The organism is Ornithinimicrobium cryptoxanthini, from assembly GCF_023923205.1.
In the GTDB taxonomy this organism is placed as follows: Bacteria; Actinomycetota; Actinomycetes; order Actinomycetales; family Dermatophilaceae; genus Ornithinicoccus; species Ornithinicoccus cryptoxanthini.
On record NZ_CP099490.1, the window covers coordinates 2,848,424 to 2,865,061 of the forward strand.

The window sequence follows — 16,638 nt, forward strand, 5'->3', positions numbered from 1 at the left end:
GGTCGCTTCGTGCTCGTCAGGGCAGCCCTGAGGTAGGGCTCAGCCCCACGCCAGGTAGGCCGCGAGCAGCAGCACCAGCCCACCACCCACCAGCAGCGCCACGGCGAGCAGGAGTCCCGCTCGGTCCTCGGGCGGCGGGGACTGCGGCGTCACGGCGGCTGATGCGGGCTGCGCGGCCGCCTCCGGCCCATCCGGACCCCACCCGGTCGGCAGCTCCGGCACCTGGTCGAAGATCTCGATTTCGCCCACCACGTCAGCGGGATCACCGCCCACCAGCCCGGTCAACGCTAGCCCCTGCCGTGCCCGCGCCGCAGTCGGCGTGCGCCGGGCCGGGTCGAACTCTCCCAGCCCTCGGATCACCTCGGCCAGCCCCTCGGGCACGGCCACGCCAGCCAGCGCGTCCAGGGGCCGGGAGAGGGAAGGGCGCGTCCCGGTGACCATCTCCACGGCGACCATGCCCGCGGCATACAGATCGGCACGGGGGTCGGGCTCCCAGCCGGGCTGGTGACACTCGGGGGCGAGATAGCCCCGGGTGCCCAGCGTCACCGGCCCATGGGTCAGCCGTGGCTCATCCACCGCGGTCGCGACGCCGAAGTCGCTCAGCCGCAGGTGCGGCCTCGCCGCGCCGGTGGCGTCCAGCAGCAGGTTCGCCGGCTTGACGTCCCGGTGGACCACGCCCTGCCCGTGGATCTGATCGAGGGCCTCCAACAACTGGTCCAGCAGCGTCGCGGCCAGTCGAGGAGGCAGCGGTCCGAAGTCGCCGATGAGGGTCGCCATCGAGCCACCGCGCACGATCGGCATCGTGAACAGCACCTTGGCGTCCTCCCCCGCCCACCCCAGCGGGGTCAGCACGTGGGGGTGCTCGATGCGCACGGTCTGCTCCCGGATGAAGCGCAGCAGGGACGCCGCATCAACCTGCCGCAGCACCTTGGCCGCCAGGTAGCGCTGCCCGCGCGGGTCCCAGACGCGCCACACGACACCGGCCCCACCCTCGCCGAGGGGGTCGACCAGCTCATAGCGTCCGGCGAAGATGTCACCCACGACAGACCACCCTAGTGACCTCGCGGACTCACTCGATCCACGCCATAGCAGAAGGACGGGTGCCAGCACAATGGGTAGAACTACCCATTGTGACCTGAGGCACACACGAGTGGGATACATAGCACACGCGCCTGCAATTCAACCGTGACGTCTTGAGCAGCAGGCAAGGCTACTGGGGGCGCGCGCCGTGAAGGATTCGTACACAGACATGGGGTTGGGAACATGATCGTTTTCGCAGGAACTCTAGCGATCGCTCTTATCGCATTCATCGCATGGGGGGTGCGCAGACGCCAGTGGCGCAAACCCGTGGCCGTCCTTGGCGGGGCGGCGCTCGCAATCTCCCTGGTGCCGGCCAGCGCCGCCACCTTTGTGAGCGCGGAGGACTCGAACTTCGCACCGATGGCCACCGACGAGGACCCGGCCTTCCGGCTGATCCCCTCCGACCTGGAGTTCATCCTCAAGCAGATCGAGATCTCCGAGGCACACGCCTACGCCATGGAGACTAACGATCAGACCTACTCGCTGCTCTGCACCGACAACCAGGACACCTCCAACAAGTGCGTGCGCTCTCCGATGCTCCCCCACGGCCTGCGCACGGTCGACGGCTCCTTCAACAACCTCGAGTTCGACACGGCCACCGGCAAGTCCAACGAGCTCATGCCCCGACTGCTGCCGATCCGCTGGCGCGAAGGTGAGACGGCACCCCCGGGCGCACCGACAGCCGGTGACACCTCGATGTGCGAGGACCCCGCAGGCACCTGTTACGAGCAGTACGACGGCCTTGTCTACGATTCCCAGCCGCGGGTCATCAGCAACCTGATCGTGGACAACACCACCAACAACCCGACGGTCGCCGAGGCGGCCGCCAACAACCCCGACTCCGTGATCGACCCGGTGACCGGGGAGCTCTACCTGCCGAACATGACGGCCGACGAGGCGCTCTCGCCGCCGGTCAACATGTGGTTCGTCTTCTTCGGGCAGTTCTTTGACCACGGCCTCGACCTGGTCGACAAGAGCCCGACCGACTCCATCATCGTGCCCCTGAGCCCGGACGACCCGCTCTTCAATCCGGCGACGCCCCACCTCAACTTCATGGCGATGAGCCGCGCCACGAACCAGCCCGGCCTGGACGGAGTTCTCGGCACGGCCGACGACGTCCGTCAGCACCAGAACCGCACGACGCCGTGGGTGGACCAGAACCAGACCTACACCTCGCACCCGGCACACCAGGTCTTCATCCGCGAATACATCTCGACCCCGAGCGGGCCGAAGGCAACTGGCCGCCTGCTCAACGGCCCCAACGGTGGCCTCGCCACCTGGGACGCTGTGCAGGAGCAGGCGCTGACCGTCCTGGGCATCAACCTCGTCGACGAGAGCGTCCTCAACGTCCCGCAGGTCTACGTGGACCTCTACGGCCAGTTCATCCCGGGACCGGACCGCGGCTTCCCCCAGCTCATTACGCCCGGTGGCTCGGTTGAGGCCGGCACCGGCGAGGGCCAGGTCCTGCTCTCGACTGACGCGATCCCACTCAGCCAGTCGTTCCTGGACGACATTGCCCACGGTGCGACGCCGGCTGACCCGATCGATGACCCCTCGTGCACAGAGGCGGAATGCCCGCAGATTCCCGGCTATGACAACGTCCTGCTGGGCGAGCACTTCATCACCGGTGATGGTCGTGGCAACGAGAACATCGGCCTGTCCACCGTCCACCACGTCTTCCACGCCGAGCACAACCGGCTCGTGGACCACATCACCTCCATTCTCGACGCGAACCCGGACCTGAAGGCCGCGTTCGAGAGCAGCGGCGAGGCTGACGACTGGACCTACAACGAGCGCATCTTCCAGGCGGCCCGCTTCACCAACGAGATGCAGTATCAGCACCTCGTCTTCGAGGAGTTCGCCCGCACGGTCCAGCCGGCGATCGACGTCGTGGTCTTCAACGAGAACGCCTACGACAGCACCATCGACGCCTCCATCAAGGCAGAGTTCGCGCACGTGGTCTATCGGTTCGGTCACTCGATGTTGACCGAGGACATCAGGCGGGAAGGGTTCGGGTCCGAGTCGGCCCTCTTGCTCGACGGCTTCCTCAACCCGCGGGCCTATCACTGCGCAGTCCCACTCGTGCCTGGTCCGACCGAGGCAGATCCGCAGGTGTGCCCCTCCGGCAGCGTGCTGGACCCAGAGCAGGCCGCGGGCGCGATCGTGAACGGCACGACCAACCAGGTCGCGAACCAGGTCGACGAGCTGGTCACCAGCACGCTCCGCAACAACCTGCTGGGGCTCCCGCTCGACCTGCCGACGATCAACATCATGCGCGGGCGCGACGCCGGCGTCCCCGGGTTGCAGCAGGCCCGCCGCACCTTCTACGAGGACACCGGCAGCGCAAACCTGGAGCCCTACTCCAGCTGGCGGGACTTCGGGTTGTCGCTGAAGAACGGCGAGAACTTCGGGCGCGGTCCCAGCACCACCTCGCTGGTCAACTTCGTCGCTGCCTACGGTCAGCACCCGACCGTGCTGGACGCAACCACTCTTAACGGCAAGCGTGCTGCGGCCGAGGCACTGGTCAACGGCATCTCGACGGTCCAGATCGTTGAGCGCATCGCTGGTGCCAACCGTTTTGCCACCGCGGCAGCGATCAGTGCTGACAGCTTCACCACTGCCAACACGGTCTATGTGGCTAGCGGAGCCAACTACCCCGACGCCCTGGCCGGCGGTCCTGCGGCTGCCGTCGAGGGTGGCCCGGTCCTGCTGCTCGGGCAGAACTCCATCCCGCTACCGACCCTGCAGGAGATCGTGCGCCTGCAGCCGCAGCGCATCGTCGTGCTGGGCGGCACGACGGCGATCAGTGAGCAGGTCTTCAACTCCCTGGAGACCTACGCACCGACCGTCGAGCGTCGCGCCGGAGCCAACCGCTACGAGACGGCGGCCCTGGTCACGCAGAACGCTTTCACCAGTGCCAACCGCGTCTACATCGCCAGTGGCGCCAACTACGCTGACGCACTCGGTGGCGCGGCGGCTGCCGCAGCCAACGGTTCGCCGCTGTTGCTGGTGTACCCGAACTCCGTGCCGACGGAGACCTCGGCCGAGCTTGCCCGACTCAGCCCGAGCGAGATCGTCGTGCTGGGTGGCGAGTCGGCGATCAGCCCGGCTGTGGTGACAGCGCTCGAGACGGTGGCCCCCGTCACCCGTCTCGGAGGCATCAACCGCTATCAGACCAGCGAGCTGGTCAGCCAGCACTTTGCCACCCCTGGCGGCACGGTGTATATCGCCACCGGCGCCAGCTACCCGGATGCCCTCGCGGCCTCGTCACCGGCGGGCCTGAGCAACGCTCCGATCCTGCTGGTGCCGCCCACCGGGCTCACCGCGAGCCTGGAGGCAGAGCTGCTGCGCCTGGCGCCTAACCGCATCGTGGTGCTCGGTGGGGTGTCAACCATCCCCGACAGCACCATGGTCGACATCCAGGCACTGTTCCCGGCAGCAGAAGGTCCCGCCGACCGCGAGGCTTTCATGAACAGCACAGGGACGACCTGGGGCAACGCAGCAGGAGGCATCAGCACCACCGGCCTGGAGGACGTCGACTTCTGGGTCGGCGGTCTGGCCGAGTCGCTGGATCCGTTTGGCGGCATGCTCGGCAGCACGTTCAACCACGTGTTCGAGCAGCAGCTGGAGGACCTCCAGTTCGGTGACCGGTTCTACTACCTGTTCCGCAACCAGGGCAACCAGCTCTTCTCCGCCCTGGAAGCGAACTCGTTCTCGAACCTCATCCAGCGCAACACGGATGCCTCGCTGCTCCCAGCAGACATCTTTATCTCGCACTCCCCCTACCTCGACCTGGAGAACCTGCCTGACCCGCTCCCGGAGGGTCTCAGCCTGACGCCCAACGGCACCTACCGCTGGGACGGCGACGAGCACATCGAGATCCATGGCAACCGGACTCTTGGCGATCGCATCCGCGGTGGTCAGGGTGACGACTCACTGTGGGGTTACGGCGGCGACGACATCATCGAGGGAGGCTCTGGCAACGACACCATCCAGGGCGGTCCTGGCAGGGACATCCTCACCGACTCCTTCGGTGATGACAACATCAAGGGCGGTGACGGCAACGACGCGATCGACGGCGGGCCGGGCATCGACCTCCTGCTCGGCCAGGCCGGGTCGGACTTCGTCACCAAGACGTCCGACAACTCTGGCGCGGCCACCGCTTTCCTCGGGACCGGCAACGACTTCTTCCTCGGAGGCACCGGTCGGGACAACCCGCTCGGCAACGAGGGAGACGACTGGCTGGAGGGCGGCTCGCACGCCGACCTGCTGATGGGTGACAACGCACAGCAGTTCCAGGACGACGTGGACGGTGGAGACGATGTCCTCATCGGTGGACCCGGTTCCGACGACCATGACGCCGAGGGCGGAGATGACATCATGGTCGCGTCCTCCGGCGGCACCGACAGATACCACGGAATGTTCGGCTTCGACTACGTCACCTACTACGGGACGAGCGGCGGTGTCGATGCGGACCTGAACTTCAACCTGTTGCAGCCGCCAGACGTCACCGCGATCCGCGACCGCTTCACGCACGTGGAGGCCCTGTCCGGCGGCTCTGGCGACGACGTCATCCGTGGACTGGGTGTGGCACCCGACGACCTGGCTGCCGACGAGGTCAACATGGCGACCCGTGAGGGCTTCGCCAAGATCGACGGCTTGACCGAGCTGCTCAACCCCGGTCACGAGCAGGACTACACGCTGCGCTTCCTGGCGGACAACCCGCTGCGTCAGGACAACGACGGCGTCTCGACCCTGCTGTTCGGCGGCCCCGGCAGCGACGTCATGGAGGGTCGCTTCGGCGACGACTTCATCGATGGCGACGCCATGCTGCGGGTGCAGCTTGAGCACAACGGCACCCGCTACGACAGCCTGTCCCAACTCAAGGCTGGTGTGTTCGCTGGGAACATCGACCCCGGTGATATCTCGATCGTTCGCGAGATCGTGATTGTCCCGGACGATGAGGGCGTCCTCGACACGGCCGTCTACGCCGACCCCTTCCTCAACGCGGAGGGTGTGGCGAACTACGAGATCAACCAGCTGCCAGACGGCTACTGGGAGATCGTGCACGTCGGTGGCCCCGAGTTCGAGGAGTCCGAGGGTGCAGACATCTTGCGCAACATCGAGATGCTGCAGTTCGGCGACGGCGGGTGCTTCGAGCTCTCGGCCGCACTGACGCCGTGCGCGTCGATGGGCACCATCGCCTTCACCGGCACCATCGACCCGCCGACCGAGAACGAGCAGATCACTGCGACGGTCACCTTTGAGGACGCCGAAGGCAACCCCACGGTCACCAGCCCGCAGAGCATCCGCTTCAGCTGGCAGGCCGGCGAGGTCGGCGAGGCCTGGGACCCGTCCCCCACCGAGGGTGGACCGATCACCCGCGTTGCTGGTACCAACACCTGGCAGCAGTCCTTCACGCCGGGTGACGGTGACGCAGGAGCCATCCTGAGGGTCGTGGTGACCTTCCTGGATGACAACGGCCAGCTGCGGCAGGTGGTCTCTGGCGTGGTCGGCGGACCGGACAACCTGGCGGTCGTCAACATCAACGACGACCCAGAGGGTCTGACCCTGTCGACGATGACCCCCCGGGTTGGGCAGTCGGTCCTGCCCAGTGGGTTCATCGACCCTGACGGGCTTGAGGAGGCGGTGGACGCCGGGATGACCTACGAGTGGCAGACCTCGTCCACGGCCGACTTCAGCGACGACGTGCGGACCGTGGCCACCAAGGAGGTGCCTACCACCAACCAGATTGGCTACACGGTCGAGGCCTCGGAGGTGAATCGCCACCTTAGGGTCGTGGTCTTCTACACGGACGACCAGGGCACGGAAGAGGTGTATCCGTCAGACGCAACCTCACCGATCGTGCCGGCAGAAACCGGATGACGGCTAGATCCTGACCACAACGTCGGCCCCGGCACACTGCCGGGGCCGACGTTGTCTGTCCCTGGCACCCCGCCGCGTGCCAGGATGAGTCATGTCCAGCACAGCCACGACGGCCTACCGAGCAGCTCGTGACCAGCTCCTCTCCCTCCAGGGTGACCCCGACCGAGCGCGAGAGGAGTTCTCTTATCCCGACGTGGGCCCGGTGTGGAACTGGGCCGTGGACTGGTTCGACGCGTTCGCCCGCGGCAACGACCGGCCCGGGCTGATCGTCGTCGAGGAGGACGGCAGCGAGCAGACCCTGACCTTCGACCAGATCGCCCAGCGCTCCGACCAGGTGGCGGCGTTCCTGACGGCGCAGGGCGTCACCCGCGGCGACAGCGTCATCGTCATGCTCGGCAACCAGGTCGAGCTGTGGGACACGATGCTCGGCATCATGAAGGTCGGCGCCGTGATCATGCCGACCACGACCGCCGTCGGACCGGCCGACCTGCGTGACCGCATCGAGCGCGGCCAGGCCGCAGCGGTCGTGGCCAACGCCGCCGACACCGCCAAGTTCGCGGACGTCCCCGGCGACTACCTCAGGGTGAGCGTCCGGGAGGCGGACGGGTGGACCGACCTGCACTCGGCATACGGCCTCGAGGTGGGCGTCCTTGAGCACCCCGGCACGGGTCCGGACGACCGACTCCTGCTCTATTTCACCTCCGGCACCACCAGCCGCCCCAAGCTGGTCGAGCACACGCAGGCGTCCTATCCGATCGGGCACCTGTCGACGATGGCCTGGCTCGGGGTCCGTCCCGGGGATGTGCACCTCAACATCTCCTCGCCGGGCTGGGCCAAGCACGCGTGGTCCTGCTTCTTTGCGCCGTGGATCGCCGAGGCGACGATTCTGGTCTACAACTACGCGAGGTTCGATGCCGGCGCCCTGCTCAAGGTGCTGCGGTCCTATCGCGTCACCACGTTCTGTGCGCCACCCACCGTGTGGCGCATGCTGATCAACGCCGACCTGTCCGGCGGGCCGGGGGCGGTGCGGGAGGTGATCGGGGCCGGCGAGCCGCTCAACCCCGAGGTCATCTCGCAGGTGCAGCGGCAGTGGGGGCTGACCCTGCGCGACGGCTACGGACAGACCGAGACGACCGCCCAGGTCGGCAACATGCCGGGCGAGGCGGTCAAGCTCGGCTCGATGGGCAAGCCGCTGCCGGGTATGCCGTGCGTCCTGCTCGACGTCGAGACCGGGACCCTGGTCGAGGGTGCCGGTGAGGGCGAGCTGTGCCTGGACCTGTCCGCCAGCCCGGTCGCGCTGATGACCGGCTATCAGGGTGACGACGCACGCAACGCCGAGGCGATGGCCGACGGCTTCTATCACACGGGTGACGTCGCCTCGCGTGACGCGCACGGCACGATCACCTATGTCGGGCGCACGGATGATGTCTTCAAGGCCAGCGACTACAAGATCAGTCCCTTCGAGCTGGAGTCGGTGCTGATCGAGCACGAGGCGGTTGCGGAGGCGGCCGTCGTCCCGGCACCCGATGAGGTGCGCCTGGCGGTCCCCAAGGCCTACATTGCCCTCTCCCCCGGGCACGAGCCCACCCGGGAGACCGCGTTCTCGATCTTCAAGCACTGTCGCGCGCAGCTCGCCCCCTGGCAGCGGGTGCGCCGCATCGAGTTCTATGAGCTGCCCAAGACGATCAGCGGCAAGATCCGCCGCGTCGAGCTGCGCACCCGCGAGCAGGAGCTGGCCACCGAGGCCTCGACGCCCGGGACGACCGGGCACGTCGGTCAGGAGTTCCGCGACTCCGACTTCCCCGAGCTGCGGCAGGGCTGACCTGCGGCGGGACTGAGCTGGTGGCGCCTAGCGCGCGTGCGAGTGGTATTCCTCGTTCGGGATGAAGCCCAGCGCCGTGGAGACGCGGTTGGTCATGTTGAACATGCCGATGACCTGCCCGACCTCCATGATCTGGTGGTCGTCCATGCCGACATCACGAAGCGGCTCCAGGTCCTCACGGGTGACCTCGTCCGGCGCCCGGGTGAGGAGCTCGGCATACTCAGCGATGGCCGCCTCCCTCGGTGCGAGGTCCGCCTGACGCCAGTTCACCGACACCAGGTCTGCGGTGACCGGGTCTCCGGTGAACTGCCGCAGCGCTGCTCCGTGGGAGATCGCGCAGTAGGTGCACCGGTTGAGGCCGCTGACCACGACGGCGATCAGCTCGCGCTCGGCGTTGGTCAGGTGCCCCTCCTTGTTGACCAGGAGGTTGAAGTAGTTCCACCAGGCCAGGAACTGGTCGCCGTTGACGGCCTGCGCGCGGAAGACGTTGGGCACGAAGCCGAACGCCTGCTCCGACTTGTCCCACAGGCGCGTCACGCCCTCGGGCACGTCGTCACGCTCGGGCACGCGCAGGTAGGAGATCTCGGGGGTCTGCTCAGTCATGACCGCACGCTATCGGGTTGTCACCGTCCCGTGCGGGCAGCTTCAGGTCCGCTCACCGAGGCAGGCGACCCCGGCATCGCGGCACGCCGCCATCAGACGCCGGTCGCGTGTCCACAGCCGTGCGCCACTGACGAGCGCGACGGCCCCCAACAGGTGCCCATCCACCGCGCTGAGGCCTCGTCCCCAAAGCCGTCGGCCGCTCACCAGCGTCAGCAGTTCAGCATGACCCAGCACAGGGAACTGATGGAGGCTCTCCAGGAGGGCCAGGACCACATCGCGCTGCGCGATCGACCCCAGCGCCAGCTCCTCCACCACCGCCGGATGGCAGCCCACGGCATCCTGGTCGAGAAGTCTGACGAGGTCGGGCTGGGACGTGTGCAGGTGGTCGATCCAGATCGAGGTGTCGACCAGGATCACGCAGTCCCCTCGCGCCGTCGGGGTGCGGCTGTCGCCGACGGGTCCGAACCACCCAGTGCAGCGAGCCTCTTGGCGGACTCCACCCGGATCAGTGTCCTCAGGCCATCACGCAGCAGTGCCGCCCGTTCGCTCACACCTGTCAGCTCGCTCGCCCGGGCGAACAGCTCGTCGTCGATATTGACTGTCGTTCTCATCGAGGCCTCCTCAGAGCATCAGTATTAGCATCATATGATGTCTAGGCGAGGCTGTCATGCGCGCTAGAGTCTGGGACCCGGCTCAACTCCCCTCGACCGTGACGTCCACCGTGTGCCAGCCGCTCGCGCCGTCCGGGGCGGGGTTGGCCAGCTCGTCGGTCTGCACCTCCCCAGTGCCGTCCGTGGCCCGCACGCTCACGGCATACTCCCCCGGCTCGGCCTGCCACGTGAGCATCCACTGGCGCCAGGAGTCAATCGTCGGCTCAGCAGCGAGCTGCGCCTCCTGCCAGTCGCCGTCGCCGATGCGGACCTCGACCTTGTCAATGCCCCGGTGCTGCGCCCACGCGACGCCGGCGATGACGACCTCACCGGCGTTGACGGACTCGCCGCGGGGCACGTCGATGCGTGAGGCGGTCTTGATCGGTCCGAGCGCCGACCAGCCGCGCGGGGTCCAGTAGCCCTCATCCTGGTCGAAGCGCGTCACCTTGAGCTCGGTGACCCACTTGGTCGCCGAGACATAGCCATAGAGCCCCGGCACCACCAGGCGCACCGGGAAGCCGTGCTCGGGCAGCAGCGGCTCACCGTTCTGCGCGACCGCGATCAGCGCGTTGCGGTCGTCGGTCATCGCCTCCAGCGGCGTGCCCGCGGTGAAGCCGTCGACGCTGGTCGACAGCACCATGTCCGCGCCGTCCTGGAGCCCTGCCCGGGCCAGCACCTCGCGCACCGGCAGGCCGGTCCACACCCCGTTGCCGGCCAGGTTGCCGCCGACATAGTTCGACACGCAGGTGAGCGTGACCAGCGCCTCGACGAGGTCAGCGTCCAGGAGGTCCTGGAAGGTGAGCTCGAGCTCCCGGTCGACCATGCCGGTGACCCGCAGCCGCCAGGTCTGCGGGTCGACCTGAGGGACGGTGACGGCGGTGTCGATCCGATAGAACTCGTCGTTGGGCGTGACGTAGGGCGTCTGCCCCGCGACCCCCTGCGAGGCGCCTGCGGGCACCTGCACCGGGTCCGAGACCCGCAGCGTCCCGAACTTGGCCCGGGCGGCCTCGACGACCTCGCCGGCCCTGCTGAGCGTGCGGCCGGCCACGATGCCGAGCGCGCCAACGACGGTCAGTCCGCCACCCCACAGCAGCACCGAGCGACGGCTGGCCTGCCCGGAGCCCATGGTCTGGTCGTGGTCGACCGCGGCCTCGGCCACGCGGAGCCTGCCCCACAACCGGTCCAGCGTCCACAGCCCGACGAGCGTGCCGATCACCGTCGGCGCGACGTCGATGACTGCCGCATCCGGGCGGCTCAGCACCGCAGCCACTCCGACCAGCCCCACGAGCGCAAACAGTCCCAACCCCCACGTCGGCCACCCATTTTTAGGGAGGTTTTGCTGGTCGCCCACGCCTTTTTGGGGAGGTTTTGCAGGTCCGCCGAGCGCGCCAATCGCAGCGCACACCGCGCTCAGCACGATCGCCATGCCGACAAACAGGGCGAGCTTGTCTTGGGTGCCGAAGGTCGCGATCGCGAAGTCCTTGAGCCAGGCCGGTGTCCGGTCGATGAAGGCGCCCGCCACCGCGACCAGCGGTGAAGCATTGCCAGACCCCATGCCCCCGCGCATCATCAGCGCAGCACCGATCTCGGCCACGGCGAGCGTCAGAGTCCCTGCCGCGATCCCTGCCACGGCGCCGCCCATGCGTGTGCTCATCCCGGCATCCTCGCAGCCCCACCTGGGAGTTCGGTCACAGCGGCGGCAGTCGCGGCCGCACGGATCCGGACCGTGCGACACACTGCATGTATGGAGCTGCCCGCCACGCTCGTCATGTCTCCGGGCGAGACGCTGACCTTCGAGCTGCCCGGCCTCGGGGGTGCCGGCTACCTGTGGTTCGTCGAGGTCTCCGACACACAGCCGGAGGCTGGCTCGCCGTCGCTGGGGGCCGAGCTCGGTGAGGTCGTGGACGCCGTGCTCGCCCGCAGCGCCCCGGGACTACTGGGCTCAGCCGAGCACCCGCAGGTCGGCCGCGGACTCCCCGAGACGCTGCGCCTCACCGCACAGACCCCCGGGACCGCAGCGGTCAGGATGATCCAGCGCCGCCCGTGGGAGGACGGTCCGCCGCGGGACGAGCGGCATCTGGAAGTGGTGGTTGTGGCGGCAACCACCCCCGTGGAGGCCGACACCGACAGCACCCTGGACGAACTCCCCGGGCAGGAGGACACTCAGCATTAGGGAGGGCCGTCGGGTCCGCCCGACCAGTGCCACACGAACGGGGAGGCAGCCATGGCGTTGACCATCGGACCGGAGGACGTGCGCCAGGCACTCGGTGCCTCGGAGGGCGGCTGGCAGGTCAAGCGGCTCTCCGCCGCCACGCAGCTCCAGGTCCTCGACCCGGTTCACCGGCTGGGTTACGTGCCCGGGCCTGGGGCCCCCACCCTGGAGGAGTCCGAGTCCGTCGCCGCACGGCATGCCAAGTCTGCGGCCGCCTCCGCGGACTGGGCCGGCGCACCGACCAAGGTCGACTGGCGTGCCCGCAACGGTGGCAACTACGTCACCGGCATCCGTGACCAGGCGGGCTGCGGGTCGTGCGTGGCATTCGGTGTCGTCGCCGCGGTCGAGTCGATGGTCCGCATCGGCGGCGGCAACCCGAACCTCAAGCCGAACCTGTCCGAGGCGCAGTTGTTCTTCTGCTATGGCCCGCAAACCTATGCGGGCACCTGTCCCGAGGGCGGTTGGTGGCCGGAACCCGCCCTCGATGCGATGAGGGCTGGGCTGACCGACGAGTCGCGCTACCCCTACAGCGACGCGGACCAGCCGTGCGCCGTGCCGTCCGACTGGCGCCACAAGGTCACCCGGATCACCGGTTGGCAAGTGCTCTCGAGCCCTGCGGCGATCAAGGCACACCTGGCGTCGGTGGGACCAGTGGTCGCCTGCTTCACGGTCTACGAGGACTTCTATTTCTATGGCAGTGGCGTCTATCACCGCGTCACCGGCGACCTGATCGGCGGACACTGCATCTGCGTCGTCGGGTATGACGACGGGCAGCGTTGCTGGATCGTCAAGAACTCCTGGGGCGGGTCGTGGGGCGAGAGCGGGTTCGTGCGGTTCGCCTATGGCAACTGCGGCATCGACGACATGATGTGGGCTATTGACCAGGCCGTCGTGACCACGCTGAAGCCGTGGCCGACGGTAAAGCGTGGCGCCAGGGGCGACTCCGTCCGCTCTCTGCAGCATCTCCTGCGGGCGCGCGGGCAGACGCCGAGCGTCGACGGGGACTTCGGGGCGGGGACCGAGAAGGCCGTCCGGGCGCACCAGAAGGTCCGGAACCTGACGATTGACGGTGTGGTCGGTCCGCGGACCTGGGGCGTCCTGGTGGTCACCGTGCGCCGGGGATCCCGCGGGGAGGCGGTCAAGGCGGTGCAGGCCCAGCTCAAGGTCAGGGGTGTGCCGATCGTCGTCGACGGTGCCTTCGGTGCCGCGACCCAACGCGCGGTGAAGGACTTCCAGACGTCCGTCGGCGCCGAGCCGGACGGCGTGGTCGGCGCGTTCAGCTGGCAGGCACTCGTGAGTGGGATGAAGTGACGAGAACCACGAGGTCAGCACCTGCTTCTTATAGCTCGTAGGTGCGCCCTGGCTCGGCGAGCTCCACCTCACCGGGCCAGACCTCGGCAGCCTGCGCGCGGCATACCTCCGGGTCGTTCCAGGATGGCAGGTGGGTCAGCATCAACCGCTGCACCCCACCCGCCGCGAGGGCAGCCTCGGCCGCGCGCCGGCCGGTGAGGTGGATGCCACGGGCGCGGTCCCGCCCCTCGACAAAGGCACTGTCGGCCAGCACCAGCTCGGCGTCGGCCATCAGCGGCGACAGCCCCGGGCCGCTGTCGGTGTCGCCGGTGTAGGCGATGGTCACCCCGCCCGCCTCGACGCGATAGCCATAGGCCTCCACCGGGTGGGTCACCTCGATCGGCACCAGCCGGAACGGCCCGACGGTGAACTCGCGCCGATCGCGGACCGTGACGAAGGTGAAGACGTCGGTGACGTCAGTCGCCTGCTCGACACCGTGCGCCCGCGCGATCCGCTCGGCGGTGCCATCGGGGCCATAGACGCGCAGGCGCCGCCGGGACCTGCCCGTGGGCGAGTGGCTGCGCATCACGTGCAGGCCGGTGAGGTCCAGGCAGTGGTCGGGGTGCAGGTGCGACAGGACGACGGCGTCGAGGGCGAGGGGGTCCGTATGCCGCTGCAACGGTCCGAGGGCACCGCTGCCCAGGTCGAGGAGCAGGCGCCAGGTGCGGTCCTTGTGCTCGGTCTCCAGCAGATAGCAGGACGCGGGGCTGTCCGGCCCGGCGAAAGAGCCGGAGCAGCCGACCACGGTCAGGCGCAGGGTCACTCGCCGGCCCTCCCCACATAGGCTCGGCCGACGTGCTCGACCTCGGGCCCGAGAAAGCGTCGGGCCAGGGGGGTGAAGTCGTGCGGGTCGCCGGTGGTGAGGAACTGGTGGGTCGGCGCTCCCTGGGACTCCGGTCGCAGCGTGTCGGTGTCGGTCAGCACGCGATAGAGGTCGGCCGCGGTCGCGTCGGCGGAGGAGACCAGGGTGACGCTCTCGCCCAGGACGTACTGCAGCGCCGACCACAGCAGCGGGTAGTGCGTGCAGCCCAGGATCAGGGTGTCGATGTCGGCCTCGATGAGCGGGGCGAGATAGTCCCGGGCGGTGGCGAGCACCTCCGGGCCGCTGGTGACGCCCGCCTCGACGAACTCGACGAACCGCGGGCACGGCTGGCTGATGACCTGCACGTCGGGCGGAGCCGCCGCGAACGCGTCGAGATAGGCCCGGCTCTGGTGGGTCGCCTCGGTGGAGATCACCCCGACCCGGCCGTTGTGGGTCGCGGCCATCGAGCGACGCACGGCCGGACGGATCACCTCGACGACCGGCACGGCATACCTCTCCCTGGCATCGGCCAGCATCGCGGCCGAGGCGGAGTTGCAGGCGATGACCAAGGCCTTCACCCCGTGGTCGACGAGGCGGTCCAGGCACTCGAGGGCATGGCTGCGCACCTCGGCGATCGGCCGCGGACCATAGGGAGCACGGGCGGTGTCCCCGAGATAGAGCACCGACTCGTGGGGCATCTGGTCCATGATCGCCCGGGCGACGGTGAGACCACCAAAGCCCGAGTCGAAGACACCTACCGGAGAATCCTGCACCTGCAAAGGTTAAGGCTCGGCGCGGACAAACGGGTTGCTCATGGCGCCGATGCCCTCGACCTCGACCTCCACGCGCTGCCCCGGCTCGACCAGTCCGACTCCCGCCGGGGTGCCGGTGAGGAGCACGTCGCCAGGCAACAGCGTGAACGCCTGCGAGGCGACCTCGATGATCCGGCCGACGCCGTGGACCATGTCGGCGGTGCTGCCGTCCTGCCGCACCTCGCCGTCCACGCGGCTGATCACGCGCAGGTCCGTGATGTCCAGGTCGGTCTCGATCCACGGGCCCAGCGGACAGAAGGTGTCCATCCCCTTGGCCCGGCTCCACTGGCCGTCGCTTCGCTGCAGGTCGCGGGCGGTGACGTCGTTGGCGACGGTGTAGCCGAAGATCACGCTGGCTGCGTCCTCGGCCCTGACGTCCTTGCACATCCGGCCGATCACGACGGCAAGCTCGGCCTCGTAGCTGACCTCGCTGGTCAGGGCCGGCATCACAACCGGGTCGTCCGGGCCCACGACGGCGGTGTTGGGGATGAAGAACATGCCCGGCACCTCGGCGACGCTGCCACCCATCTCCTTGGCGTGGTCGGCGTAGTTCTTCTGCACTGCCACGATTTTGGACCGCGGGATGACCGGGGCGAGCAGCCGCACCTCGTCGACGTTGTGGGTCTGCCCGGTGAGCTCGATCTTGGTGTAGAGCGGGTCGCCGGTGATCGAGACGATCCGCCGGCCCTCCCCGTCGACCAGTCCGAACTCGGGATCGTCACCAGTGGTGAACCGACAGATGCGCATGGGCACAAGGGTATGCCGTGTGCCCACCCCCGTGCTGCGCGGCGCTGCTGCGCGGGGCCACCAACCGGATCATCCCGCGAGGCCGAGGAAGACGACCAAGGCGCGGTTGAGACGCACCATGTCGTCATCCGTCAGGCGGCCCACCCGGTCACGCAAGCCGGTCCGGGGCATCGTCATCAGCTTGTCGATCATCAGTGTGGACGGTTGGTCAAGACCGTTCGTCTCCGTCGGGTCTATCGCGAGACGTGTCAGCGGAGCTTCCACAGGGTTGGTCGTGAGCGGACAGACGGTCACCGAAGCAGTAGCGTCAAAGCGGTCATCCTGGATGACCACGACGGGCCGCGGCTTGCCTGTGTAGGGGCCGCGAGCGGCAGCCGTGAAGATCTCTCCGCGCCTCACTCCGGCTCGTCCCACTCCCAGGAGATGGCGTCGACGAACGCTTGGTCCTCGGACTCCAGCTCGCTGGAGGCAATCGCCGCGGACTGCCGATGAGCTTCGGCCGCGAACTCCGGCGCCCTGACGTCCGGCACCCAGATCTGAACAGGTCGAAGCCCCTGCTCTCGCAGCTTCTCCCGATGTCGACGCACGCGCTCCCTCGTGGAACCCATACCGATACGTTACATGAAACCCTTGTGAGGATCAACGGCTCGGATGTGCGATCGTGGAGCATCCCG

General features: G+C 68.2%; 14 protein-coding genes. 4 read left to right on the forward strand and 10 right to left on the reverse strand.

From position 1 onward, the window contains the following. Positions 1 to 39: 39 nt before the first annotated feature. Positions 40 to 1,041 carry a serine/threonine-protein kinase gene (locus tag NF557_RS13120; RefSeq protein WP_252619971.1) on the reverse strand — a complete coding sequence of 334 codons (1,002 nt, stop codon included), beginning with the start codon at positions 1,039 to 1,041 and terminating at the stop codon, positions 40 to 42. A gap of 306 nt (positions 1,042 to 1,347) precedes the next feature. Here NF557_RS13120 and NF557_RS13125 point away from each other — a divergent pair, with 306 nt between their 5' ends. Both NF557_RS13125 and NF557_RS13130 read left to right on the forward strand, forming a co-directional pair. Then, complete coding sequence (locus tag NF557_RS13125; RefSeq protein WP_252619972.1) at positions 1,348 to 6,966, forward strand: peroxidase family protein; 5,619 nt, start codon at positions 1,348 to 1,350, stop codon at positions 6,964 to 6,966. Between the two features lie 91 nt (positions 6,967 to 7,057). Further along, on the forward strand, positions 7,058 to 8,788 hold the full coding sequence (locus tag NF557_RS13130; protein WP_252619973.1) for an AMP-binding protein: 1,731 nt from the start codon (positions 7,058 to 7,060) through the stop codon (positions 8,786 to 8,788). Between the two features lie 27 nt (positions 8,789 to 8,815). Here NF557_RS13130 and NF557_RS13135 read toward each other — a convergent pair whose 3' ends face one another. The 4 genes from NF557_RS13135 to NF557_RS13150 all read right to left on the reverse strand — a co-directional run bounded on the left by NF557_RS13135 (position 8,816) and on the right by NF557_RS13150 (position 11,695). Continuing rightward, positions 8,816 to 9,391, reverse strand: coding sequence for a peroxidase-related enzyme (locus NF557_RS13135; RefSeq protein ID WP_252619974.1), 576 nt, complete (start codon positions 9,389 to 9,391; stop codon positions 8,816 to 8,818). A gap of 42 nt (positions 9,392 to 9,433) precedes the next feature. Next, positions 9,434 to 9,808, reverse strand: coding sequence for a type II toxin-antitoxin system VapC family toxin (locus NF557_RS13140; RefSeq protein ID WP_252619975.1), 375 nt, complete (start codon positions 9,806 to 9,808; stop codon positions 9,434 to 9,436). Next, positions 9,805 to 10,002, reverse strand: a complete 198-nt coding sequence (locus tag NF557_RS13145) for a type II toxin-antitoxin system VapB family antitoxin (RefSeq protein WP_252619976.1) — start codon at positions 10,000 to 10,002, stop codon at positions 9,805 to 9,807. The genes NF557_RS13140 and NF557_RS13145 overlap by 4 nt, the downstream gene beginning before the upstream one ends. 82 nt (positions 10,003 to 10,084) lie before the next feature. Continuing rightward, entirely contained in the window at positions 10,085 to 11,695 is a 1,611-nt protein-coding gene (locus NF557_RS13150; protein WP_252619977.1) for a molybdopterin-dependent oxidoreductase, read from the reverse strand. 90 nt (positions 11,696 to 11,785) lie between these two features. On the opposite strand from NF557_RS13150, the gene NF557_RS13155 reads away from it, so the two are divergent. After that, positions 11,786 to 12,214, forward strand: coding sequence for a protease inhibitor I42 family protein (locus NF557_RS13155; protein WP_252619978.1), 429 nt, complete (start codon positions 11,786 to 11,788; stop codon positions 12,212 to 12,214). 51 nt (positions 12,215 to 12,265) lie between these two features. Beyond that, positions 12,266 to 13,564, forward strand: coding sequence for a C1 family peptidase (locus NF557_RS13160; RefSeq protein WP_252619979.1), 1,299 nt, complete (start codon positions 12,266 to 12,268; stop codon positions 13,562 to 13,564). A 28-nt stretch (positions 13,565 to 13,592) separates the two neighbouring features. Here the strand turns inward: NF557_RS13160 and NF557_RS13165 are convergent, their stop codons facing one another. The 5 genes from NF557_RS13165 to NF557_RS13185 all read right to left on the reverse strand — a co-directional run bounded on the left by NF557_RS13165 (position 13,593) and on the right by NF557_RS13185 (position 16,572). Continuing rightward, entirely contained in the window at positions 13,593 to 14,366 is a 774-nt protein-coding gene (locus tag NF557_RS13165) for an MBL fold metallo-hydrolase (RefSeq protein WP_342454485.1), read from the reverse strand. Then, positions 14,363 to 15,178: a glutamate racemase gene (gene murI / locus NF557_RS13170; protein ID WP_252619980.1), complete on the reverse strand. Its 816-nt coding sequence runs from the start codon at positions 15,176 to 15,178 to the stop codon at positions 14,363 to 14,365. The genes NF557_RS13165 and murI overlap by 4 nt, the downstream gene beginning before the upstream one ends. A gap of 9 nt (positions 15,179 to 15,187) precedes the next feature. Continuing rightward, positions 15,188 to 15,964: a fumarylacetoacetate hydrolase family protein gene (locus NF557_RS13175; protein ID WP_252619981.1), complete on the reverse strand. Its 777-nt coding sequence runs from the start codon at positions 15,962 to 15,964 to the stop codon at positions 15,188 to 15,190. Between the two features lie 69 nt (positions 15,965 to 16,033). Further along, a complete protein-coding gene (locus NF557_RS13180; protein WP_342454486.1) occupies positions 16,034 to 16,378 on the reverse strand; it encodes a type II toxin-antitoxin system PemK/MazF family toxin in 345 nt (114 codons plus the stop codon). After that, complete coding sequence (locus NF557_RS13185) at positions 16,360 to 16,572, reverse strand: antitoxin MazE family protein (RefSeq protein WP_252619983.1); 213 nt, start codon at positions 16,570 to 16,572, stop codon at positions 16,360 to 16,362. Before NF557_RS13185 ends, NF557_RS13180 begins: the two co-directional genes overlap by 19 nt. Between the last annotated feature and the right edge of the window lie 66 nt (positions 16,573 to 16,638).

Excerpts from the sequence above, each read along its gene's own strand:
- NF557_RS13130 (WP_252619973.1), top strand. The coding sequence starts at position 7,058 with ATGTCCAGCACAGCCACGACGGCCTACCGAGCAGCTCGTGACCAGCTC.
- NF557_RS13145 (WP_252619976.1), bottom strand. The coding sequence starts at position 10,002 with ATGAGAACGACAGTCAATATCGACGACGAGCTGTTCGCCCGGGCGAGC.
- NF557_RS13185 (WP_252619983.1), bottom strand. The coding sequence starts at position 16,572 with ATGGGTTCCACGAGGGAGCGCGTGCGTCGACATCGGGAGAAGCTGCGA.
- NF557_RS13175 (WP_252619981.1), bottom strand. The coding sequence starts at position 15,964 with ATGCGCATCTGTCGGTTCACCACTGGTGACGATCCCGAGTTCGGACTG.
- NF557_RS13160 (WP_252619979.1), top strand. The coding sequence starts at position 12,266 with ATGGCGTTGACCATCGGACCGGAGGACGTGCGCCAGGCACTCGGTGCC.
- NF557_RS13135 (WP_252619974.1), bottom strand. The coding sequence starts at position 9,391 with ATGACTGAGCAGACCCCCGAGATCTCCTACCTGCGCGTGCCCGAGCGT.
- NF557_RS13155 (WP_252619978.1), top strand. The coding sequence starts at position 11,786 with ATGGAGCTGCCCGCCACGCTCGTCATGTCTCCGGGCGAGACGCTGACC.
- NF557_RS13150 (WP_252619977.1), bottom strand. The coding sequence starts at position 11,695 with ATGAGCACACGCATGGGCGGCGCCGTGGCAGGGATCGCGGCAGGGACT.